Origin of the sequence: Streptococcus humanilactis, from assembly GCF_019448275.1 — a bacterium.
Taxonomy (GTDB): Bacteria; Bacillota; Bacilli; order Lactobacillales; family Streptococcaceae; genus Streptococcus; species Streptococcus humanilactis.
Map to the genome: position 1 here is coordinate 118,927 of NZ_JAHXBZ010000004.1, position 20,322 is coordinate 139,248.

Here is a 20,322-nt window from a genome sequence, read left to right on the forward strand (position 1 = left end):
CTACCTCCTGTCCTTGCTATGCAGCACGACCACATAGCCATCTGGGCAAGTCACCGAAACTTCCCTATCTATATATTCGTTAGAAGCGTACACTTTTTTAAAGAAAAAATTTTCCTCTGTCAACTCATACTTGGCTCCAAGAATGGTCAGCTGGCTATCCCGAACTGGCATAAAGGCTAGATAGTCGTAGTCTGAACGGGGATGTAGCTGACTAGTTCCTTCTGGACAATAGGCAATCAAGTTTTGCCCATCCTCAATCGCTATCTGACGCATATAGGGCGCCAACTTGGGATTGCTGGGCAGAAAGACATTAGCCAACATGTGATCAATACGACCACCCAAAGCACCAAAAATAGTAACTTGAGCCTGAGGATTGTTCTCAAAAATAGTCAAGAGAGCCAATTCCAGATCTGTATCATCCTTTTCTGGTCGGGCTTGGACAAAATGCTGGGCACGTTTTTGAATCACCTGTCGCTCTTCTTCGGTCACAGAATCAAAATCTCCAACCGCTAGAGCAAGAGGTAGATTTTCTTCCAAGACCCAGAGCGATCCTCGATCCACACCGACAAAACTATCAAAGTCCGTCCGATAATGACCACGGTCTCCGCCTGCAAAAACGGCAACCCTAGTCCAGTTGTTTTCTGAGAGTTTGTACTCGCTCATTGACATCTCCCTTAAAGACATAGGAACCTGCTACAAAAACGGTCGCACCAGCTTCTTTGGCTTGAGCAATAGTTTGGCCATCAATCCCGCCATCGACTTCGATTTCAAAGTTCAAGCCTTTTTCATCACGTAGAGCAATCAACTCACGGACCTTATCCATGGTTTCAGGCAGAAAAGCTTGCCCACCAAAGCCAGGGTTAACCGTCATGACTAAGACTTGGTCAACTAGGTGAAGCACGTGCTTAATCGCTTCAACAGGCGTACCAGGGTTAATGACAACCGAAGGTTTAACACCGAGTGAACGAATTTTTTGGAGGGCACCATGAATATGAGGTGTTGCTTCCACATGGATACTGATGATATCCGCACCTGCACGCGCAAAGTCTTCTAAATGATGCTCAGGGTTTGACACCATCAAGTGGCAATCAAAGACCATCTTGCTATGAGGTCGAAGAGCTTCGACCACACCTGCACCAAAACTGATTTGTGGCACAAAGTGCCCATCCATGATATCGATATGGGCATATTCTGCCCCAGTTGCTTCTAGGCGTTTGATTTCACGTTCAAAGTTGGCATAATCTGCTGCCAGAATTGACGGAGCAATCTTGTATTGAGACATAGGTTTCTCCTTATTTTGGAATTTTTTTGCTGACTTTTTTATAGGTTTCTCTGCGATTTTCAATCTCACTGAGGAATTGCAGGTAGTTGTCAAAACGGAAGGTGGCAATAATTCCTTCTTCTACAGCTGGCTTAACCGCACAAGACGGCTCATGGGTATGGGTACAAGTACGGAACTTACAATCTCGGCTAACACTAGCAATCTCTGGAAATGCCTGATTGAGGTCTTCAGCCGTTGATACTTCATAATCCAGTGATGAAAAGCCTGGTGTGTCTGCGATTTTACCCCCATTGAGGTTGTAAAAACTAACAGCTCGAGTGGTATGGCGACCGCGACCCAGACTGTCTGAGATTTCTCCTGTTTCAAGATTGAGATCAGGTGCGATTTTATTGAGAAGAGTTGATTTCCCAACACCTGTCTGCCCCATGAAAACTGTAACCTTGCCAGTTAACAAAGGAAGGAGTTTCTCTTTACTGGTTACAAAATCGTAGCCGATATCACCATAAGTCTGTTGATAAAAATCCAGTTCCCCTCTATCTTCCAGTAGGTCCATCTTGGAAATATAGACGATGGGATGGATGCCTTTGTGTTCCAAAAGAACTAAGAAGCGATCCAGTAAATTGCTGTTGAAGTCCGGTTCCTTGACGGACATGATCACCACAGCTTGGTCAATATTGACAATAGGCGGACGGACCAGACTGTTTTTCCGTTCGTGAATCTTGAGAATATAGCCTTCTGAATTTTCTTCGGCAGAAAAGTCGACCCAGTCCCCAACGTAAGGGGTATGACCTTTTTTACGGAAATTTCCACGCGCTCGTGTTTGATAGACTTTGCCCTCACTCTCTACATAGTAGAACCCAGCCAAGGCTTTAATGATTTGTCCCTGCATCTTAGAGTCCTTGCCCTTTAAGTGCATCTGCTAGGCTGGCAAATTCTGCCAAGCTGAGAGCTTCCCCACGCACACTTGGTGACAAACCTGCTTGATCCAAGGCCTTGGTCAGCTTGTCCTTGACTTCTTCGGTCTTACCAAAGTAACCTGTCAGGTTATTCCATAAGGTCTTGCGACGATGAGTGAAACTTGCCTTGGAAACCTTAAAGAATAAGTTCTCATCTTCTACTGCTACAGCTGGCTCTGGACGACGCACCATTTTCAAAATGGCTGAGTCCACATTTGGCGCTGGCACAAAGACCGTACGAGGTACGATAAAGGCAACCTTTGCCGTCATGTAGTACTGAACCGCAATCGACAAGCTACCATAAGCCTTGGTATTCGGTTGAGCGGAAATGCGGTCAGCTACCTCTTTTTGCATCATGACCACAAACTCACTAAAAGGAATGCCACTTTCGATCAAGTGCATGAGAATAGGCGTTGTGATGTAGTAAGGCAAATTAGCCACTACCTTGATTGGCAGGTCAGGATTTTTGAAATTCTGGATATGTTGCGCCAAGTCAACCTTGAGAATGTCCTCGTTGACCACGGTCACATTATCAAAATCACGCAAGGTATCTGCCAAAATCGGCACCAAACGGTGGTCAATCTCAAAGGCCATGACCTCTGCTGCACGCTCAGCCAGAAACTCCGTCAAGGCACCAATCCCTGGCCCGATTTCGATGACATTAACCTGGTCATCAATTTCAGCCGTATCCACGATTTTTTGAAGAATATTGGTATCCGTCAAGAAATTTTGCCCGAAGGACTTTTTAAAGGTAAAACCGTGACGCTCCAGCACTGCCTTGGTCACGCTATAATCTGCAATTCTCATCTATTCTCTTTTCTATTATCTGTTACTACTATTGTAACACATTCCCCTTACATTTGGGGTCTGCTTAACTATTCTCATAAGATTTCATAGCTTCTTCCACTTCTGCTAAAGTAACCCCAAACAACTCCAACCGCTTGAGCAGCTGTTTTCCATTGGAATAGCCAATTCGGAGAGCCTCTCCTAGATATTCTCGTCGCTTACGGCTATCTGCCCCTGCTAGAAAACCAAGGCGAATCAAGTCTCTACGACTGATGTCAAACTGACTCTCATGTTCAAATTGTTCTGTCACCTGAGCTAGAGCTGTTTTCAAATCTTCATAACTGGCATGCTCTATTCCTAGGGAACGTCCCTTGGTCTTGGACTTGGGAACAGCTTCATCTCGTTTGAGGAAGGCATGCTGAACTGTTGGAATGGCCGTCATAATCATGCGACGAATCCGCTCCCCATTAAAATCTGGGTCTGTAAAGACAATGATTCCATGACGTTGGTGCAGGCGCTGAATCCGCTCTATATCCCGGTCATTGATGGCAGAACCTCGTGTCTCATAGGTCTCTACATCGAAGTAACGTTTGATATTGGCCGTATCATCACGACCTTCAACCACGATGACTTGGGAAATTTTTTCTTTCATTACTTGCTGTCCAATCCAAAAATTCGCTCTGCATTTGCAGTCGTTGCCGCTGCCAGCTCTTCTGCCGTCATCCCACGCAAGGGAGCAATAAAGTCCACCACATAGCGAGTATAGGCTGTTTTATTTTCACGACCACGCTTGGGTACAGGTGCTAAGTAGGGCGCATCCGTTTCCACTAAAATCTTGTCCAAAGGAAGTTCTCTAGCAACTTCTTGGATATCGGTTGCCTTCTTAAAAGTCACCACTCCTGAAAAGGAAATGGTCATGCCAAGCTCGACAAACTTCTCTGCCCATTCAAGAGTTCCTGAGAAAGAATGCATAATACCACCACGAGGACCAACTCCCTCACTTTTGATAATCTCATAGGTATCTTCCAGCGCATCACGGGTATGGACAACAAAAGGCAAATCCAAGTCCTTAGATAGCTGAATCTGACGGCGAAAAACCTGCTCCTGCACCTCTTTGGGCGCTGTCATCCAATGATAATCCAAACCAATCTCACCTAAAGCAACAACCTTGGGATGCTTGAGCTTATCAAGTAAGTAATCTTCAATCTCCTCTGTGTAAGTCCCTGCCTCTGTCGGATGCCAACCAATAGTCGCGTAAAGTTGGTCATACTCATCTACCAACTCCAAGGCACGCTCTATCGTCGGTTGATCAAAACCCACAATATTCATCTGTGTCACACCCATCTCAGTGGCCAAGGCAATTTCTTCTGCCTCACGTCCAGCAAATTCTTCTACATTCAAGTGTGTATGTGTATCAAAAATCATCTCTTCTAACCTCGTTTTCTATCTTCTATTATACCAAAAAAACTGACCTCTCTCCTCATCTGAAAAAAATATTCTAAAACCCATTATCATCTCTTGACGCTCTTTTTCCAAAGCAGTATAATAGCACTTATTGAAATTTTCAGAAAAGGAAAATACCATGTTTACAAAGTTAAAACAGACCTTTATAGGCCGTCCTCTTAAGTCCTTAACCGAAGGCGAGGGAGGTCTGCTGGGAAAAATGCAGGCACTGGCCATGTTGTCAAGCGACGCTCTGTCCTCCATTGCCTATGGACCTGAGCAAGTAGTCCTCGTCTTGGCTAGCCTCTCTCCTCTAGCTATATGGTGGAGCCTTCCTATCGGCCTTTTTGTCCTCCTACTTCTGGCCAGCCTGACCGTTTCCTACCGTCAAATCATCCACGCCTATCCTCAAGGAGGAGGGGCCTATATGGTTACTCGAGAAAATCTATCTCCCCAACTTGGCTTGATCGCTGGAGGTAGTCTGCTGGTTGACTACATGCTGACTGTGGCAGTATCGGTATCATCTGGAGCGGACGCTATCACAGCAGCTCTCCCTGCCCTCCACCCTTACAACCTTCACATCTCCATTTTTCTGGTTTGCTTGCTTATGCTTTTGAACTTACGGGGCTTGAAAGAATCTGCCAGCTCACTGATGATTCCTGTCTATCTCTTTATCATCAGTACTGTCTTTCTCTTGCTCTATGGAATTTTTCAACTAGTGACAGGTTCCCTCAGCTATCAGGCAACTTCTCCTATCGGGCATGCTGTACCGAGTCTGTCTATCGTTCTCATTCTAAGAGCCTTTACCAGTGGTTCTGCCTCTCTGACAGGGGTTGAAGCTATTTCAAATGCCGTTCCTTTTTTCAAGGCTCCTAAAGAAAAGAATGCTGCTCAGACCTTGACCATCATGGCCTTGATTTTAGGTTTTCTTTTTGCTGGTATCACCTTCCTAAACTACTGGATGGGGATTCTGCCTCAACACGGAGAAACTATTCTTTCACAGATGGCTCAAGGCATCCTTGGCACTTCCTTTTTAGGCCACCTTGGATATTATATCTTCCAATTCTCCACAGCCTTGATTTTGGCTGTAGCTGCAAATACCGGCTTCTCAGCCTTTCCTATGCTGGCTTACAATATGGCTAAAAACAAATACATGCCCCATCTCTTTATGGAAAAAGGAGATCGCCTAGGCTACTCTAATGGAATTTTAACTCTGGCTTTTGGTGCTATGATTCTTCTTCTCATTTTTAATGGCAATACCGAACGTTTGATTCCTCTTTATACTATCGGGGTCTTCGTTCCCTTTGCCCTTTCTCAGACTGGGATGATTCGCCATTGGAAAAAAGAAAAAGGGGCAAATTTCTTAAAACCTGCCCTTGCCAATATCCTTGGAGCTATCATTTGCTACGCTATCGTGTTGATCCTGCTCTTTTTCCGTCTCAGTGATATCTGGCCTTTCTTCCCGATTATTCTCGTACTCACCCTACTCTTCTTGGCGATTCACAGTCATTACCAAAAAGTGGCCCAACAACTACGACTCTATGAAGGCATCGAAAAACGTACCTACGATGGCAATCTAGTTCTCGTCCTAGTAGGGAATGTCACCCGTGTAAGTGTTGGAGCCATTAACTACGCTCAAAGTATTGGTGATGAAGTCTTAGCCATGCACATTTCTACTAAGGAAACAGCAGAAAAAGATCAAGAAATTCTCCAAGAATTTGCCGATTACTTCCCAACCATTACTCTGAAAAATATCAAGACCAGCTACCGCGACATCATCACCCCTACTGTCAAGTATGTCAAACGAATCTCTGAGGATGCCCAGAAAAAGAACTATACAGTCACTGTTCTGGTACCCCAGTTTATTCCTAATAAACCTTGGCAAAATGTTCTACACAATCAAATGAGCCTCAAACTCAAATACGCCCTTCGTTGGCACCAAGACGTCGTTGTCGCTAGCTACTCCTATCACCTAAAAGAATAAAGAAAAGGCCCTACCAGAACCAAGAAGCGTCTGGTAAGGCCTTTTTCTGAAACCAGTCATTATGCTTATACTCAATGAAAATCAAAGAGCAAACTAGGAAGCTAGCCGCAGGCTGCTCAAAGCACTGCTTTGAGGTCGTAGATGAAACTGACGAAGTCAGCTCAAAACACTGTTTTGAGGTTGCAGATAGAACTGACGAAGTCAGTAACATACCTACGGTAAGGCAACGCTGACGTGGTTTGAAGAGATTTTCGAAGAGTATTAACTGAAAAGCATGACTAGGAATATCATTGAATATGGTTAGCTAAATCTTCCTGAGCTTTTTTATTTGACTCAGCTTTTTCTTTCAGCCATTTTTCATAGAGTTCTTGGTACTGTTTAGCAGTTACTGCCTCTTTTTGCAATTCAACATATTTGTAGTTATCAGCATTTCCTTTATTCCCAACGAATGAGAATGGGCCTGTAAACGGTACAGTCTTACGGAAGATTGGGTTGGCTCCACCACTTTGAACTGGTAGGAAGAGGGCACTATCTGTCAACCAAGCTTGGGCTTCAGCATATTTTTCATAGCGAGCTTGAGTATCTGTGATTTCCGCATCTGCCTGATCCAAGAGTTTCTTATAGTCAGCAAGACCAATCTTGTCCTTGACTTCCTTGTCTTTTCCTTCAGACAAGCCCATGTTTTTCAACTGAGAACCTGTCTCTGGATCAAGGATGGCTAGGTAAGTCTTCGGATCTGAGTAATCTCCACCCCATCCTGAGATGTCGATATCGTAGTCTTTTTGTTCTGCTGTATCTGCAAAGAATGTAGCTTGATCCTTCTCGTCTGGAGAAAGTTGGATAACATCAATGACTACATTCTCCTTACCAAGAGTTTCTTCCACTGTTTGTTTGAAAGATCCAGCCTGTTGCACATCTAATTTAGCAGTCTGGTCAACTGGCATATCCAAATGAATTGGGAAGGTTACTCCTTGAGCTTGCAGACTTTCTTTGGCCTTCGCAAACTTCTCTTTGGCCTTTTCAGGATTCAAGAAGGCTTGCTTACCATCGTTTAGGTTGATATTTGCCCAATCTTTACCATAGTTGACAATTTTCTCATTGACAATGTCACCAAAGTTCTTATCGCCAACTTGGACAAAGTTACTTGGTGTAACTGTGTTACGCAAGATACGGTCTGCTCCATCTTCACCATTTGTCTGTGCTGCATAAGCATGACGGTCAAAGGCAAAGTTGATAGCCTGACGGAAATCTTTATTCTGCATAGCTGCGCGTGAATCTGTCTTTTCCTTATCAGACTGTTTCATAGTTTGCTTGTAGCTTTGACGATTCACGTTGAAAAGATAATAGAAAGTAACTGAGTTTTGTGGTGTGTAGGTAATCTTGTCCTCATTGCCCTTCTTGAGTTCAGCAAAGACTGAACTTGTTGGGAAGATACGGCCATCTGTATAGTTACCATCCAAGAAACCTCTAGCAATGCTGTCTTGGTCAGAACCGTCAAAGAAAGAAAGTTTCACTTTCTCAATTTTGACATTGTCCTTATCCCAGTAATTAGGGTTTTTATCAAACTCAATCAAAGATTTTGATGAGAAAGATTTAAACAAGTACGGACCATTTGACAAGATACTTGATGGTGTCACACTTCCAAAGTCATCTCCCTTAGACTTCAAGAAGGCTTCATTTACAGGATTAAGGATACTTGCTGTTGTTTTAGAGTTCCAATAAGTCTCAGGTTGGTTGAGAGTGTATTGTAGAGTGTAATCATCCACTGCCTTAACACCAACAGTTCCAAAATCGGATGATTGTCCTTCAACATAGTCTGCCAGACCCTTGATAGAGTCTTGTACCAAGTACAAGTTTTCAGCCTTTTTATCAGCCGCATACTTGAGACCTGTCACAAAGTCATGAGCCGTTACATCTGCATACTCTTCTCCTTCAGAAGTGTACCATTTAGCTCCCTGACGGATCTTATAAGTGTAAGTCAAGCCATCTTTTGACACTGTCCATGACTCAGCCATAGAGGGGATGAGATTGCCATACTGGTCATTTTCCAACAACCCATCAATCAAGTTGGTTGTGATACTAGATGTAGAGTCTCGTGTAGAGGTAATGTAATCCAAGGTATCAGGGTTGCTGACAAAGATATAAGAGTATGTCTTGTCTGCATTGCTTGATTGGGATGACCCACATGCCGCTAGAGCTAGACCTGCTGTCAAAGCCATAGCTCCAAAAAGCATAACTTTTGATTTCTTCATGATTATTCTCCATTTTTTACAGTATGTGAAATATTATACACCATTTGAGCAAAAATATAAAGCCTTTTTGAACTTTTTTACAAAAATAAAAATCAGTAGACTCGAGTTCCTACTGATTTTTGTTATGGTTCGTTTGGATTATGCAGCCAAAACTTTGCGTCCTTTACGACGACGAGCTGCCAATACGCGACGACCGTTTTTAGTTGACATACGGTTACGGAATCCGTGTTTGCGCGCACGACGAAGTTTACTTGGTTGATAAGTACGTTTCACGATGAATACCTCCTCATAGATTTTGTATTCGTTTAGCCGGCTATAAAGTGATCAGTTACTAAACATACTTTACTATTCTATCTGATTCTTTCACTTTTGTCAATAGCTCAAGGCAAATGTTTCCAGCTTTTTGGCGCTTTTTCGAATGTAAGCCCTATCTACGATACTGTTTCAAGAAACGAGTCATCTTTTCTTGGATTTGGGCTAGTTCATCAACACGAGGAAGGTAAACGATACGGAAGTGGTCTGGTTCCTGCCAGTTAAAGCCTCGACCATGAACCAAGAGAACCTTTTCCTGCTTCAAGAAATCAAGGACAAACTGTTCATCATCATCGATACGGTACATATTGCGGTCGATTTTAGGGAAGATATAGAGTCCAGCCTTAGGTTTAACCGCAGACAAACCTGGAATATCTTGAATGGCATTATAAATGAAATTTCTTTGCTCGTAAATTCGTCCACCAGGAAGGAGCAATTCATCGACTGATTGGTGACCACCCAAGGAAGTTTGTACGACTTGCTGGGCCAAAACGTTAGAGCAAAGGCGCATATTGGATAGCATATTGAGCCCTTCGATATAGCCTTTAACGTGTGTCTTAGGTCCAGACAAGACCATCCAACCTACACGGAAACCAGCGATACGGTGAGATTTTGATAGACCGTTCATGCTGACACAGAAAACATCTGGTGCCAAGCTCGCCACAGGCGTATGCACATGTCCATCCATTACCATGCGGTCGTAAATTTCATCCGCAAAAATAATCAAATCGTTTTGACGGGCAATCTCAATAATCTCCAACAAGAGTTCCTTAGGATAAAGGGCTCCAGTTGGGTTGTTTGGATTGATAAGGACGATTGCCTTGGTATTGGAAGTGATTTTTGACTTGATATCGTCAATATCTGGGTACCATTCTGCTGCTTCATCACAGACATAGTGAACGGCATTTCCCCCAGCTAGGCTGACAGCTGCTGTCCAGAGAGGATAGTCTGGCATTGGCACCAAGACCTCATCCCCGTTGTCCAAAAGCCCCTGCATGGACATGACAATCAGCTCACTGACACCATTTCCAAGGTAGATGTCATCAATATCTACATTTGGGAATTTCTTCAATTGGCAATACTGCATGATGGCCTTACGGGCTGAGAAAATCCCTTTGGAGTCAGAGTAACCTTCACTATCACGCGCATTCATAATCAAGTCATGAATGACTTCGTCTGGTGCTGTAAAACCAAATTCTGCTGGATTTCCTGTATTCAGACGTAAAATCTTTTCTCCATTCGCTCGCATCCGCATGGCTTCTTCCAAAACAGGACCACGGATATCATAAGCAACATGCTCTAACTTACTAGACTTGTTATATTCTTTCATCTTGTTTCCTCAATTCATCAGGATAGTAACATTATACCACTAGAAAGAAAATGCGACAAGTTTGCTGAAATGTGTTACTAAAATCCTACAGAAGAAAAACCTCACTAAAAGCGAGGTCAAACAGGGAAGATAGCAGGTATTTTGCCAAAAAAACATTACATACCAAAAGATAAACCTAGAAAAAGCAAGGCTAAAAAGGAGTCATAAAGAAGATTGAACATGAGAAAAAGTCCCCATATCATCAAGTAATCCCAACGCCCACTTCGTTTTGCAACTAGGAATAAGATTAGATGGTAGAGTACATGAAAGACTAAAAATCCGATAAAACCTGGATAAAGAAACGGTACCAGACTCTCTAATTGCCAGATCATGATAACTTCTAGCAAGACTGAAACTAGGATGATTCCATAATAAAGGAAATTTGAATTTTTTGTTTCTTGAAAAGAGTTTTTCATCATTCTCCCTCCCTTCACTTCTTTCCTGCTATCCTTTCTTTTATTTTATCATATATTTATATAGATTTTAAGCGCTAACATTCTTTTGAAAAATACTTTTTTTGCTTTACTTCTGTATTGAAAAGGTTTACAATTATAGTAAGAAAATTTCAGGAGGTTTCATTATGGCACAACGTTACCAAAATATTATGGTCGCAATCGATGGTTCTAAAGAAGCGGACTTGGCTTTTGTCAAGGGAGTTCATTCTGCTCTACGAAACGACGCTAAACTCACCATCGCACATGTCATTGACACACGCGCTCTCCAAAGCGTATCCACCTTTGATGCTGAAGTTTACGAAGAACTCCAAGTCGACGCTGAAAGTCTGATGAAAGAGTACGAAAAACGTGCTAAAGATGCTGGGGTGGCAGATGTTCATATCGTCATTGAAATGGGAAATCCAAAGACCCTACTGGCACGTACTATTCCAGATGCAGAAGAAGTTGATCTCATTCTCGTTGGTGCAACTGGTCTCAACGCCTTTGAACGCCTCTTGGTTGGTTCTTCATCTGAATACATTCTCCGCCATGCTAAGGTTGATTTGCTGGTTGTGAGAGAACAAGAAAAAACCTTATAATCACAAAGAAAAGGAGCTCAGCGCTCCTTTTTGTTTACTATTTATACTCTTCAAACCACGTCAACGTCCATCTACAACCTCAAAACAGTGTTTTGAGCAGCCTGCGGCTAGTTTCCTAGTTTGCTCTTTGATTTTCATTGAGTATTATTTCTCTCTTTATGGCGTTCATAAGCCTTGAGTTGGCGCTGCAGTTCCTTTTTAATAGCAGGTTCTGGAGCATATTTTTCTTCCCAATCATCTGGCTTTAAGATTTTGTGGGTCACTGGATCAAAATGAGCCTTGCCATCTGGGAAAATTTTCCCCATATTGGCCTGATGGACAATGTCAAAAATACGTTCTGGGTCCACCCCCATCAAGACAAAACTACCGTAGGTAAAGTAAAGCGTGTCAATCAAGGCATCCACTTGCCCTATCAAATCTTGCTGGGCAGGCGTCTTCTTGGCTACTTTATCTGCCGCCTTATCAAGAGCTTGATGAAGTTGCGATAGAGCTTGATCAAAGTCCTCTTCAGAAGGGCTGGCAGCTCTAACAAACTCCACCAATTCTTCTATTTTAAAGCCAGCCCTGTGGGTTGCACCTTCTAAATCCCAAGCTCGAGGTTCTTCTTGGGTTCGTTCATCCATCATATGGTGGAAGGTCTTGACCTTATTGAAATGATAGTCACGGCTGACAAAGACTTTTTCTGAGGCCAGAACACCAAAATGTTCCAGGGCCTTGTGGATTCCGTCTTGCTGATTGCTGGTAGTGATGTGCTTGGCAACTTCCTTGACACTGCTACTACCATTTCCCATAGCGACCGACATACCGACACCCGCCAGCATTTCTAAGTCGTTATCTGAGTCACCAAAGGCCATGACTTGGTTGAGATCAAAACCATATTCTTTCCCGACTCGGCGTATGCCTTCCAATTTAGAGTTTCCTTGATTGATGACATCTGCTGCAAAAGGATTACTACGTGTCAATTTCAAGTCTTCAAAATCAACTGCCGCCTTCTCAGATTCTTCTGGCGTCATCAGCATTAATACTTGGTAGATAGGCTGATTCATCAGGTGAAGCAGGTCTTTTTCCTTTTGAGGAACAACCTTGCTGACCATGCGATTAAAGGAATGACTCACCGTCCGAGTTAAAACAGAGGGAACGAAGCGACTGATTCGTTGAGAAAAAGAACCCAGACCAAAGGACATGATTTTAGAACCCAACATGGCATCCTTGGTCCCTAGGGCAATCTCCTTGCCCTCTTTTTTAGCATAAGTAATTAGATGACGCAAATGTAACTTGGAAATTGGGCTCGTGAACAAGACTCTTTCTTTATTAAAGATATACTGGCCATTGTAGGTTACCGCAAAATCCAGATCCAAATCGTCCATCAATTCCTTAACAAAAAAAGGTCCTCGACCCGTTGCTACACCAACTAGTACTCCTTGTTCTTTGACAATCTTAATCGCGTCCTTAGTGGATTTCAAAACACTCTTGCGATCGTTGACCAAGGTTCCATCGATATCAAAAAAAACAGCTTTGACTTCCATCCTATCCCAATCTCCCCTTTTGTGATACAATGATTATACCACATTTCAGAAAGAGTGAGTAAATCATGCCTAAGAAAATCCTTGTTTTACATACGGGTGGAACTATTTCCATGCAGGCCGATGCTTCTGGCGCTGTTGTGACGAGTTCAGATAATCCCATGAACCATGTGTCCAATCCTCTTGAAGGAATCCAAGTCCACGCCTTGGACTTTTTTAACCTGCCAAGCCCCCATATCAAACCCAAGCATATGCTGGCTCTCTACCAGAAAATTAAAGAGGAAGCGGCTAACTACGATGGAGTGGTAATCACACACGGAACCGATACTTTAGAGGAAACAGCCTATTTCCTTGATACCATGGAGGTTCCCCATATGCCTATCGTTCTAACAGGTGCCATGCGCAGCTCCAACGAACTCGGTAGTGACGGTGTTTATAATTATCTGAGCGCTTTACGAGTGGCTAACGATGACAGGGCTGCTGACAAGGGAGTTTTGGTCGTTATGAACGATGAAATCCACGCTGCCAAGTATGTTACCAAAACGCATACAACCAATGTCAGTACCTTCCAGACTCCAACACACGGACCTCTTGGTCTGATTATGAAACAGGAAATCCTCTACTTTAAAACAGCTGAACCTCGTGTCCGCTTTGACCTTGATCACATACAAGGATTAGTCCCTATCATCTCGGCTTATGCTGGTATGACAGATGAGCTGATTGATATGCTGGATTTGGAACAATTGGATGGTTTGATTATCCAAGCCTTCGGAGCTGGTAATGTTCCCAAAGAAACGGCTCAAAAATTAGAAAGCCTTCTGCAAAAAGGAATCCCAGTCGCCCTGGTTTCACGATGCTTTAACGGTATCGCTGAACCTGTTTATGCCTACCAAGGTGGGGGCGTGCAGTTGCAAAAGGCAGGTGTCTTCTTTGTTAAAGAACTCAATGCCCAAAAAGCCCGCTTGAAACTCCTCATTGCCCTCAATGCCGGACTAACCGGACATGCTTTGAAAGACTATATGGAAGGGTAATACTACTCTTCGAAAATCTCTTCAAACCGCGTCAACGTCGCCTTATCGTATGTATGGTTACTGACTTCGTCAGTTTCATCTACAACCTTAAAGCTGTACTTTGAGCAACCTGCGGCTAGTTTCCTAATTTGCTCTTTGATTTTCATTGAGTATAATTCCCTCCTCTAAAAACAAATCAGGAAATCTTCACGATTCCCTGATTTTTTCTATTTACGTTTTCGTGTTGAACGACGTTCTGTCAAACCATGAGGTAAGAGAACTTCACGTTCTTCCAACTCTTCCTTGTGCATAATCTTAGTCAACATACGCATGCTAATGGCACCAAGGTCGTAAAGAGGTTGGGCAATAGTTGTCAAGTTTGGACGGGTAAAGCGTGAGATTTGTGAATCATCACTAGTAATAATTTCAAACTCTTCTGGTACTGACACACCCTTATCAGCAAGGCCGTTCAAGACACCTGCTGCCAACTCATCACCTGTTACAACTGCTGCAGTTGCGTTTGATGAAATCAAGCGTTCTGCCAAGGCATAACCGTCTTCATAAGTGTATTTAGACTCGAATACCAATCCTTCGCTATAAGAAATACCTGCTTTTTTCAAGGCTTCCTTGTAGCCAACCAAACGAACCTTACCATTGATGTCATCCACTAGTGGACCGCTAACGAAAGCAATGCGCTCATTTTCTTTAGCAAGGTAGGTTACTGCATCAATCGTTGCTTGTTTGTAGTCAATATTGACACTTGGAAGCTGATGTTCTACATCCACAGTTCCTGCAAGAACAACTGGTGTTCGAGAACGAGAAAACTCTGAACGAATTTTTTCAGTCAAGTGATACCCCATAAAGATGATACCATCCACTTGCTTAGAAAATAGTGTATTGACAACTGAAACTTCCTTGTCATCGTCCTCATCACTATTGGCAAGGACGATGTTATACTTGTACATTTCAGCGATATCATCAATCCCTTTGGCAAGCGTTGAGAAATAACCATTGGTAATATTTGGGATCACAACACCGACAGTGGTTGTCTTTTTACTTGCAAGACCACGCGCCACTGCATTTGGACGGTAATCCAAACGGTCAATCACCTCAAGCACTTTTTTACGGGTGTTCTCTTTTACATTCTTATTGCCATTGACTACACGGCTAACTGTCGCCATTGAAACTCCTGCTTCACGGGCGACATCATAAATCGTTACTGTATCGTCTGTATTCATTCCATTTCCTTTCTATATCATACCTCACGAGACTCCAAAAAAAGAGACGGTATGAAAATTTCGTTTTCATGATTCTACTTATTCCATTTTATCACTATTTGTAAACACTTTCAAGCATTTTTTGAAGATTATTTGAAAAAATTTCATAGAAAACTATGTTTATGAAGAAAAAATCACCTTTTCTTGATTTTTAATCCTATTTGCTGTATGATAAGGGAAAAGAAAGGGGGAAGAAATATGGCTTTTACCAATACCCATATGCGGTCAGCTAGTTTTGGCATTGTTACCAGCTTGCCTGATGACGTTATTGACTCTTTTTGGTATATCATCGACCATTTCTTAAAAAATGTCTTTGAATTGGAAGAAGAACTTGAGTTTCAATTGCTCAATAACCAAGGAAAAATTACCTTCCACTTTTCAAGTCAACATCTCCCTACAGCTATTGATTTTGACTTTAATCATCCTTTCGACCCTCTTTATCCTCCGAGAGTTCTGGTTTTAGACATGGATGGTAGAGAAACTATCCTCCTCCCAGAAGAAAATGACCTATTTTAAAAACTCTAGCCTTCAGTTACAAACGACTGAAAACTAGAGTTTTTTTATTTTTTCAAAGCATCATACAAGTTGCGGATAGGTTGCTTTAATATAGGATGGATAAAATGAGGCGCAATTTCTTGTAGAGACTCAAGAACAAAAAGGCGTTCTGCTATGTAAGGATGGGGCAAGATAAGCTCATCTGTATAAAGGATCTGATCCTCCACAAAGAGCAAGTCCAAATCAATCAAACGAGGCCCCCAATGTACTTCTCTCACCCGTCCCATCTCTGACTCAATGGCTAACAGGGTCTCTAATAGAACTGGTGCGGGCAACCAGGTTTCCACCTCAACCACTTGATTAGCAAAGCTATCTTGCTCCACACCACCCCAAGGCTCCGTCGTCAAGACACTGGACTCTTTGAGAATATGGATGCCACGATTTCGCATTTTCTCAATGGCTTGTTTCAAGTTTGCTTGTTTATCTCCCATATTGCTTCCTAAGGCGATAAAGGCCCGTTGCTTGCGACGATGAATGGTTACCGAGCAAGTATCTAATGGCAAATGCACTGGCGCCCAAGGTTTTTTTAGTTCCAGCTTTATTTCTTGGACAAGAGGATAGGCCTCAAAGGTACGTTCTACCAGTTTGTAGGCTACCGTTTCAATCAAGTCCTCAGTTGTTTCCTGAAACCAAGTCGTCCACTGCTGACACAGTTCTCCGTAATGGACAGAGGCCGTTAAATCCAAGTCTGTAGCCGCCTTGGTCATATCATAGGATAGGATTGCGGAAATAACAAACTTCTGCCCCAATTCTTTCTCACTAGGAAAAAGACCATGATAGGCAAAAATTTCCAAATCCTTAATCTGCAGTTGATCCATAATGATTCCTTTCTAGAAAAATCCGCTTCAAGCGGATTCTTTTACAGTCCCATTAAACGATAAGCTTGGTCTCGAAGGTCCTTATCTGTTTCAAATAGACCACGAGCTACTGTCGTCAAGGTTGCTGTGCCTGGTTTTCTGACACCACGCATACTCATACACATATGTTCCGCCTCAATGACAACAAAGGCTCCTTTAGCACCTAGATAGTCCATCAAGGCATCGGCCACTTCGATATTCAAACGTTCTTGAATTTGTGGTTTTTTCGAATAAACTTCAACCGTACGAGCTAGCTTAGACAAACCTGCCACACGACCATCTGGAATATAGGCAATATGCGCTCTACCATAAAATGGCAAGAAGTGGTGTTCACACATGGTATGGAAAAAGATATCCTTTTCTACCACCATATTGTCATCAATAATCTCAAAGGATTTTGACAAATGCTCCTCCGCTGTTTGACCAAGACCTGAAAAAATCTCTTGGTACATACGGGCTACACGAGCAGGTGTTTCCTGCAAGCCCTCACGGTTAGCGTCCTCTCCTACAGCCTCGATAATCATTTTTACAGCTGCTTCAATCTTTTGTGTATCCATTCTCGTTTTTCCTCTCCATCAGATAGGCTCTCACTTGGCTCAAGAAATACAAGGAACCTGTGACAATCCTAACTGTTTTTTTCTCTTCTTTTTTATCTGTCAATTTCTGCTCTAGAAAATCCTGCCAACCTTGGTAGCTGAGATTTCTAGACTTAGCTGCCTCTTCCAGCACGCTTTCATCAGTCGCCCGACTATCGTCAAAATGTGTTAGAGTAAGCTCAGTATCTGGCATGTCCCCCAGCAAGTCCAACATATCCTCTAAGGCTTTGGTTTTGATGCAAGTAAAGAGGATTTCCTTATGATAATCCGCAAAGCGTTCTTGCAAGGTTGCCAATAAAGCCTTGATAGCATGGGGATTGTGGGCTCCATCCAAAATCATCAAGGGGTCTCGAGACACAACCTGCAAACGCCCCGGCCAACTTGTTTCTTCCAAAGCTTGAGCAAGCAAGTCATTGCTTGCTAGTTCTCGACCATCTTCTTGACAAACAGCATCAAGTAAAGCTATGGCCATCCCAGCATTCTCTATCTGGTGCAAACCAAGCAGGCCAGTCTGGAAGCGACCTTGTCTGACAGCACTTGTATAGTCAAAGACTTCACCCGCTACCACACTCTTTTGATGACTAACCTGATAATCTGCCCCGTAGGCAAATCTCGGTGCATCTTTCCCTTCCGCAATGCGGTCAATCACAGCCAAAGCTTCTGGAGCGATACGACCTGTCACCAAGGGAATACCTTGTTTGATAATACCAGCTTTCTGCTCTGCTATGGCTTCCAAGGTGTCACCAAGTAGGGCTACATGGTCCAATCCAATGGTCGTAATGCCTGTTAGAATAGGCTGGCAAACATTGGTACTATCCAAGAGTCCACCCATGCCCACTTCCATGATAGCCACATCTACTTGCTCTGAGGCAAAGTAGTCATAGGCTATAGCTGTAATTATTTCAAACTCAGTTGTCCCCTGCAAATTGGTAGCCGATTCCCCTTCCAACAAAGACTGATAGTCTGCCATGAGGGCTTCTAGTCTAGCCTCTGGGATAGATTCCCCATTGATGCTAATCTGATCTGTGTAATGAATGAGATAGGGCGAGCTGAAAACACCAACTCTCAGCCCCATCTTTTCTAGCATATTTTTCAAAAAAGCAATGGTCGAGCCCTTGCCATTGGTTCCTCCGATATGGATAACCTTGAGTTTGAGATGGGGATTGCCACGCAAAGCTAACAGTTCCACCATGCGTTCCAAGCCAAAATGCGGTTGGTCCGTCCGATAGTTAGCAATCCACTGATTATTTTCAAATTCTTTCATCTTATTTATATTGTTTTAAATCTAGATTTTCCGCTTCATCAGCCAGACGAATGGCGGAGGCAATTTCAACTGCCATCCTGTGACTAGCTACATCATGCACGCGCACCACTTCCACACCCTGTCTCACAGCGATACTGGTTACATGAGCTGAAGCCGTATCTCGATTGCGGAAACCAAGTTCTGTCTCAGGATTGACTTCAAAACCATTCTCTTCTAGGATATTGATGACAAACCGCTTGCGCGAAACTCCAAGAAAGATTGGATAGCCTTTCTGATGGAGTTTATCCAGGTCTCGTAAAAGAAGCAAATTTTCTTTCTTAGTCAAACCAAAGCCAATTCCTGGATCCAACAAGATATTTTCTTGTGCAATCCCAGCTTCCTCTGCTCTCGCTAGTGCTCGTTCAAAGAAAGTCTCCATCAACTCTTCGATTGGCAATGTTTCAAAGTCAGCTAACTCTTCCTCTGTAAAAGTTTGACCAAAGCCAAAATGAGGAAAGATGAGTGAGCTAGGATGCTGAGGTCGCGCCATGACTGGATTAAACATGATGACTACTTTCGCTCCAGCCTTAGCTACCACATGGGCCATTTTTTCATCACCCATAAGACCAGTGATATCATTGACTAGATTGGCACCAGCAGCCAAAGCAGCCTCTGCTACTTGACTTTTCCAAGTATCAATAGAGATGAGGACATCACTTTCCTTGCGAATCGCTTTAATCACTGGAACAACACGCTGGATTTCCTCTTCTATCTCAACATAGCTACTTCCCGGCCGAGTCGATTCTCCACCGATATCTAGCATGCTGGCTCCTTCTGCTATCAATTTACGAGCCTGCTGGAGCGCCTGCTCAAGAGCAAAAAATTGGCCACCATCCGAAAAGGAATCTGGGGTTACATTGATAATTCCGCAAATAGCTGTCTTTGCATGATTGGCTTTACTTGACATATCGGTCACTCCCTCAAGGCTTTTCACCATATTATTTCTCTATTTTACCATAAAAAGAAAAAGATGGACACGATTGCATTCATCTTTTTCCCAGTAGAAACAAGTAAGCAATTGTCAAAAATCTTAAACAGAAATCCCTAATGTCCGACTCAAAATCACCACGAGAGCCAGCAAACAGAAAACAACCCCATTCACAATCATGTGAAGTAAGATAGACATTTCCAAACGTTGGGTCTTGTAAGCCGTCCAAGACAGAACGATCGACATAACTCCATAAATCAATAAAGAAGGTAAATTACTCGGTTGATGCAATAAAGCAAACACAACCGTACCGACTACAAATCCCAAGTTCTCTTTTCCTCGGAAAATCTTTTTAGGAACAATCCCACGACACAAGATTTCCTCACAAATCGGAGCAAGCAAGACTAGCAAGAAGAAGCTAGAAATCAGAGAACTATTCTGAACCATATCGTTAATCTGAGACTGGTTACCTGTTGTCGTCTCATTTGACAGTTGCAACAAGATAGAACCAAGTATATTTGAACAGATAATAACTAAATAACTCAAGCCCAAACGTGCCAAATCCTTAGCTCTAAAAAAAGAAAAATTAAAACTTGCTAACTGCGTTTTACGAGCTCCAATAATAAACAGCACCAAAACTACAATCGAAATACCAGCAACTATCAGTCCTGACTGCAACAGTGGTACTGCATTTAAAGTTAAAATAGCAGTAACCCCTATAGGAATCTGATATAAAATTGTCGCCAGCAAAAAGATTAACAGCCAGCCTGCACGATTCAATAATTCTTTCCACATATTTTTCTCTTTCATCACCTATCTCCTTTGTATTCAAAAAGGGGGAAAATCCCCCTGGGTT

Annotated in this window: 22 protein-coding genes; 4 read left to right on the forward strand and 18 right to left on the reverse strand. The window is 42.9% G+C overall.

Annotated features, from left to right (window positions below):
* The 6 genes from KV696_RS07075 to KV696_RS07100 all read right to left on the reverse strand — a co-directional run bounded on the left by KV696_RS07075 (position 1) and on the right by KV696_RS07100 (position 4,449).
* Positions 1-663, reverse strand: a complete 663-nt coding sequence (locus KV696_RS07075; protein WP_049535574.1) for a thiamine diphosphokinase — start codon at positions 661-663, stop codon at positions 1-3.
* Positions 626-1,282 (reverse strand): ribulose-phosphate 3-epimerase, encoded by a 657-nt coding sequence (rpe, locus tag KV696_RS07080; RefSeq protein WP_042900299.1) that lies wholly within the window; start codon positions 1,280-1,282, stop codon positions 626-628. Before rpe ends, KV696_RS07075 begins: the two co-directional genes overlap by 38 nt.
* Positions 1,283-1,292: 10 nt before the next feature.
* On the reverse strand, positions 1,293-2,171 hold the full coding sequence (gene rsgA, locus KV696_RS07085) for a ribosome small subunit-dependent GTPase A (protein ID WP_219967255.1): 879 nt from the start codon (positions 2,169-2,171) through the stop codon (positions 1,293-1,295).
* Between the two features lies 1 nt (position 2,172).
* The gene (gene rsmA, locus KV696_RS07090; RefSeq protein ID WP_138707080.1) at positions 2,173-3,045 is read right to left on the reverse strand and encodes a 16S rRNA (adenine(1518)-N(6)/adenine(1519)-N(6))-dimethyltransferase RsmA; all 873 of its coding nucleotides are present in this window, start codon (positions 3,043-3,045) and stop codon (positions 2,173-2,175) included.
* 64 nt (positions 3,046-3,109) lie between these two features.
* Positions 3,110-3,676 (reverse strand): ribonuclease M5, encoded by a 567-nt coding sequence (rnmV, locus tag KV696_RS07095; protein ID WP_219967229.1) that lies wholly within the window; start codon positions 3,674-3,676, stop codon positions 3,110-3,112.
* Positions 3,676-4,449, reverse strand: a complete 774-nt coding sequence (locus KV696_RS07100; RefSeq protein WP_219967230.1) for a TatD family hydrolase — start codon at positions 4,447-4,449, stop codon at positions 3,676-3,678. The genes rnmV and KV696_RS07100 overlap by 1 nt, the downstream gene beginning before the upstream one ends.
* Positions 4,450-4,606: 157 nt before the next feature.
* On the opposite strand from KV696_RS07100, the gene KV696_RS07105 reads away from it, so the two are divergent.
* The gene (locus KV696_RS07105; protein ID WP_219967231.1) at positions 4,607-6,451 is read left to right on the forward strand and encodes an APC family permease; all 1,845 of its coding nucleotides are present in this window, start codon (positions 4,607-4,609) and stop codon (positions 6,449-6,451) included.
* Positions 6,452-6,738: 287 nt separating this feature from the next.
* Here the strand turns inward: KV696_RS07105 and KV696_RS07110 are convergent, their stop codons facing one another.
* From KV696_RS07110 to KV696_RS07125, 4 genes are all read right to left on the reverse strand, one after another.
* Positions 6,739-8,703 (reverse strand): peptide ABC transporter substrate-binding protein, encoded by a 1,965-nt coding sequence (locus KV696_RS07110; RefSeq protein WP_219967232.1) that lies wholly within the window; start codon positions 8,701-8,703, stop codon positions 6,739-6,741.
* 138 nt (positions 8,704-8,841) lie between these two features.
* Positions 8,842-8,976 carry a 50S ribosomal protein L34 gene (gene rpmH / locus KV696_RS07115; protein WP_000831905.1) on the reverse strand — a complete coding sequence of 45 codons (135 nt, stop codon included), beginning with the start codon at positions 8,974-8,976 and terminating at the stop codon, positions 8,842-8,844.
* 154 nt (positions 8,977-9,130) lie between these two features.
* A complete protein-coding gene (locus tag KV696_RS07120) occupies positions 9,131-10,345 on the reverse strand; it encodes a pyridoxal phosphate-dependent aminotransferase (RefSeq protein WP_000666476.1) in 1,215 nt (404 codons plus the stop codon).
* Positions 10,346-10,500: 155 nt separating this feature from the next.
* On the reverse strand, positions 10,501-10,803 hold the full coding sequence (locus tag KV696_RS07125; RefSeq protein ID WP_219967233.1) for a hypothetical protein: 303 nt from the start codon (positions 10,801-10,803) through the stop codon (positions 10,501-10,503).
* A gap of 161 nt (positions 10,804-10,964) precedes the next feature.
* Here KV696_RS07125 and KV696_RS07130 point away from each other — a divergent pair, with 161 nt between their 5' ends.
* Entirely contained in the window at positions 10,965-11,417 is a 453-nt protein-coding gene (locus KV696_RS07130; RefSeq protein ID WP_000079148.1) for a universal stress protein, read from the forward strand.
* Between the two features lie 134 nt (positions 11,418-11,551).
* On the opposite strand, the gene KV696_RS07135 is transcribed toward KV696_RS07130, so the two are convergent.
* The gene (locus KV696_RS07135; protein ID WP_219967234.1) at positions 11,552-12,943 is read right to left on the reverse strand and encodes a Cof-type HAD-IIB family hydrolase; all 1,392 of its coding nucleotides are present in this window, start codon (positions 12,941-12,943) and stop codon (positions 11,552-11,554) included.
* A gap of 65 nt (positions 12,944-13,008) precedes the next feature.
* Between KV696_RS07135 and KV696_RS07140 the strand changes: the two genes are divergently transcribed.
* Complete coding sequence (locus tag KV696_RS07140) at positions 13,009-13,971, forward strand: asparaginase (protein ID WP_219967235.1); 963 nt, start codon at positions 13,009-13,011, stop codon at positions 13,969-13,971.
* 2 nt (positions 13,972-13,973) lie between these two features.
* Here the strand turns inward: KV696_RS07140 and KV696_RS07145 are convergent, their stop codons facing one another.
* A complete protein-coding gene (locus tag KV696_RS07145) occupies positions 13,974-14,117 on the reverse strand; it encodes a hypothetical protein (protein WP_219967236.1) in 144 nt (47 codons plus the stop codon).
* A 60-nt stretch (positions 14,118-14,177) separates the two neighbouring features.
* Positions 14,178-15,188 carry a catabolite control protein A gene (gene ccpA, locus KV696_RS07150; RefSeq protein WP_001090627.1) on the reverse strand — a complete coding sequence of 337 codons (1,011 nt, stop codon included), beginning with the start codon at positions 15,186-15,188 and terminating at the stop codon, positions 14,178-14,180.
* A 237-nt stretch (positions 15,189-15,425) separates the two neighbouring features.
* Between ccpA and KV696_RS07155 the strand changes: the two genes are divergently transcribed.
* Positions 15,426-15,743: a DUF960 domain-containing protein gene (locus KV696_RS07155; protein ID WP_000886035.1), complete on the forward strand. Its 318-nt coding sequence runs from the start codon at positions 15,426-15,428 to the stop codon at positions 15,741-15,743.
* 44 nt (positions 15,744-15,787) lie between these two features.
* Here the strand turns inward: KV696_RS07155 and folK are convergent, their stop codons facing one another.
* The 5 genes from folK to KV696_RS07180 form a co-directional block, all read right to left on the reverse strand.
* The gene (folK, locus tag KV696_RS07160) at positions 15,788-16,600 is read right to left on the reverse strand and encodes a 2-amino-4-hydroxy-6-hydroxymethyldihydropteridine diphosphokinase (protein ID WP_219967237.1); all 813 of its coding nucleotides are present in this window, start codon (positions 16,598-16,600) and stop codon (positions 15,788-15,790) included.
* A 41-nt stretch (positions 16,601-16,641) separates the two neighbouring features.
* Positions 16,642-17,196: a GTP cyclohydrolase I FolE gene (folE, locus tag KV696_RS07165; RefSeq protein WP_000380916.1), complete on the reverse strand. Its 555-nt coding sequence runs from the start codon at positions 17,194-17,196 to the stop codon at positions 16,642-16,644.
* Complete coding sequence (locus KV696_RS07170) at positions 17,177-18,499, reverse strand: bifunctional folylpolyglutamate synthase/dihydrofolate synthase (protein WP_219967238.1); 1,323 nt, start codon at positions 18,497-18,499, stop codon at positions 17,177-17,179. Before KV696_RS07170 ends, folE begins: the two co-directional genes overlap by 20 nt.
* Before the next feature lies 1 nt (position 18,500).
* The gene (folP, locus tag KV696_RS07175; RefSeq protein ID WP_219967239.1) at positions 18,501-19,475 is read right to left on the reverse strand and encodes a dihydropteroate synthase; all 975 of its coding nucleotides are present in this window, start codon (positions 19,473-19,475) and stop codon (positions 18,501-18,503) included.
* 93 nt (positions 19,476-19,568) lie between these two features.
* Positions 19,569-20,276 carry a CPBP family intramembrane glutamic endopeptidase gene (locus KV696_RS07180; protein WP_219967240.1) on the reverse strand — a complete coding sequence of 236 codons (708 nt, stop codon included), beginning with the start codon at positions 20,274-20,276 and terminating at the stop codon, positions 19,569-19,571.
* Positions 20,277-20,322: the final 46 nt, after the last annotated feature.

What these genes read in the sequence shown, in the direction of transcription:
- KV696_RS07075 (WP_049535574.1), bottom strand. Translation starts at nt 663, where the DNA reads ATGAGCGAGTACAAACTCTCAGAAAACAACTGGACTAGGGTTGCCGTT.
- rpe (WP_042900299.1), bottom strand. Translation starts at nt 1,282, where the DNA reads ATGTCTCAATACAAGATTGCTCCGTCAATTCTGGCAGCAGATTATGCC.
- rsgA (WP_219967255.1), bottom strand. Translation starts at nt 2,171, where the DNA reads ATGCAGGGACAAATCATTAAAGCCTTGGCTGGGTTCTACTATGTAGAG.
- rsmA (WP_138707080.1), bottom strand. Translation starts at nt 3,045, where the DNA reads ATGAGAATTGCAGATTATAGCGTGACCAAGGCAGTGCTGGAGCGTCAC.
- rnmV (WP_219967229.1), bottom strand. Translation starts at nt 3,676, where the DNA reads ATGAAAGAAAAAATTTCCCAAGTCATCGTGGTTGAAGGTCGTGATGAT.
- KV696_RS07100 (WP_219967230.1), bottom strand. Translation starts at nt 4,449, where the DNA reads ATGATTTTTGATACACATACACACTTGAATGTAGAAGAATTTGCTGGA.
- KV696_RS07105 (WP_219967231.1), top strand. Translation starts at nt 4,607, where the DNA reads ATGTTTACAAAGTTAAAACAGACCTTTATAGGCCGTCCTCTTAAGTCC.
- KV696_RS07110 (WP_219967232.1), bottom strand. Translation starts at nt 8,703, where the DNA reads ATGAAGAAATCAAAAGTTATGCTTTTTGGAGCTATGGCTTTGACAGCA.
- KV696_RS07120 (WP_000666476.1), bottom strand. Translation starts at nt 10,345, where the DNA reads ATGAAAGAATATAACAAGTCTAGTAAGTTAGAGCATGTTGCTTATGAT.
- KV696_RS07125 (WP_219967233.1), bottom strand. Translation starts at nt 10,803, where the DNA reads ATGATGAAAAACTCTTTTCAAGAAACAAAAAATTCAAATTTCCTTTAT.
- KV696_RS07130 (WP_000079148.1), top strand. Translation starts at nt 10,965, where the DNA reads ATGGCACAACGTTACCAAAATATTATGGTCGCAATCGATGGTTCTAAA.
- KV696_RS07135 (WP_219967234.1), bottom strand. Translation starts at nt 12,943, where the DNA reads ATGGAAGTCAAAGCTGTTTTTTTTGATATCGATGGAACCTTGGTCAAC.
- KV696_RS07140 (WP_219967235.1), top strand. Translation starts at nt 13,009, where the DNA reads ATGCCTAAGAAAATCCTTGTTTTACATACGGGTGGAACTATTTCCATG.
- KV696_RS07145 (WP_219967236.1), bottom strand. Translation starts at nt 14,117, where the DNA reads ATGAAAATCAAAGAGCAAATTAGGAAACTAGCCGCAGGTTGCTCAAAG.
- ccpA (WP_001090627.1), bottom strand. Translation starts at nt 15,188, where the DNA reads ATGAATACAGACGATACAGTAACGATTTATGATGTCGCCCGTGAAGCA.
- KV696_RS07155 (WP_000886035.1), top strand. Translation starts at nt 15,426, where the DNA reads ATGGCTTTTACCAATACCCATATGCGGTCAGCTAGTTTTGGCATTGTT.
- folK (WP_219967237.1), bottom strand. Translation starts at nt 16,600, where the DNA reads ATGGATCAACTGCAGATTAAGGATTTGGAAATTTTTGCCTATCATGGT.
- folE (WP_000380916.1), bottom strand. Translation starts at nt 17,196, where the DNA reads ATGGATACACAAAAGATTGAAGCAGCTGTAAAAATGATTATCGAGGCT.
- KV696_RS07170 (WP_219967238.1), bottom strand. Translation starts at nt 18,499, where the DNA reads ATGAAAGAATTTGAAAATAATCAGTGGATTGCTAACTATCGGACGGAC.
- folP (WP_219967239.1), bottom strand. Translation starts at nt 19,475, where the DNA reads ATGGTGAAAAGCCTTGAGGGAGTGACCGATATGTCAAGTAAAGCCAAT.
- KV696_RS07180 (WP_219967240.1), bottom strand. Translation starts at nt 20,276, where the DNA reads ATGAAAGAGAAAAATATGTGGAAAGAATTATTGAATCGTGCAGGCTGG.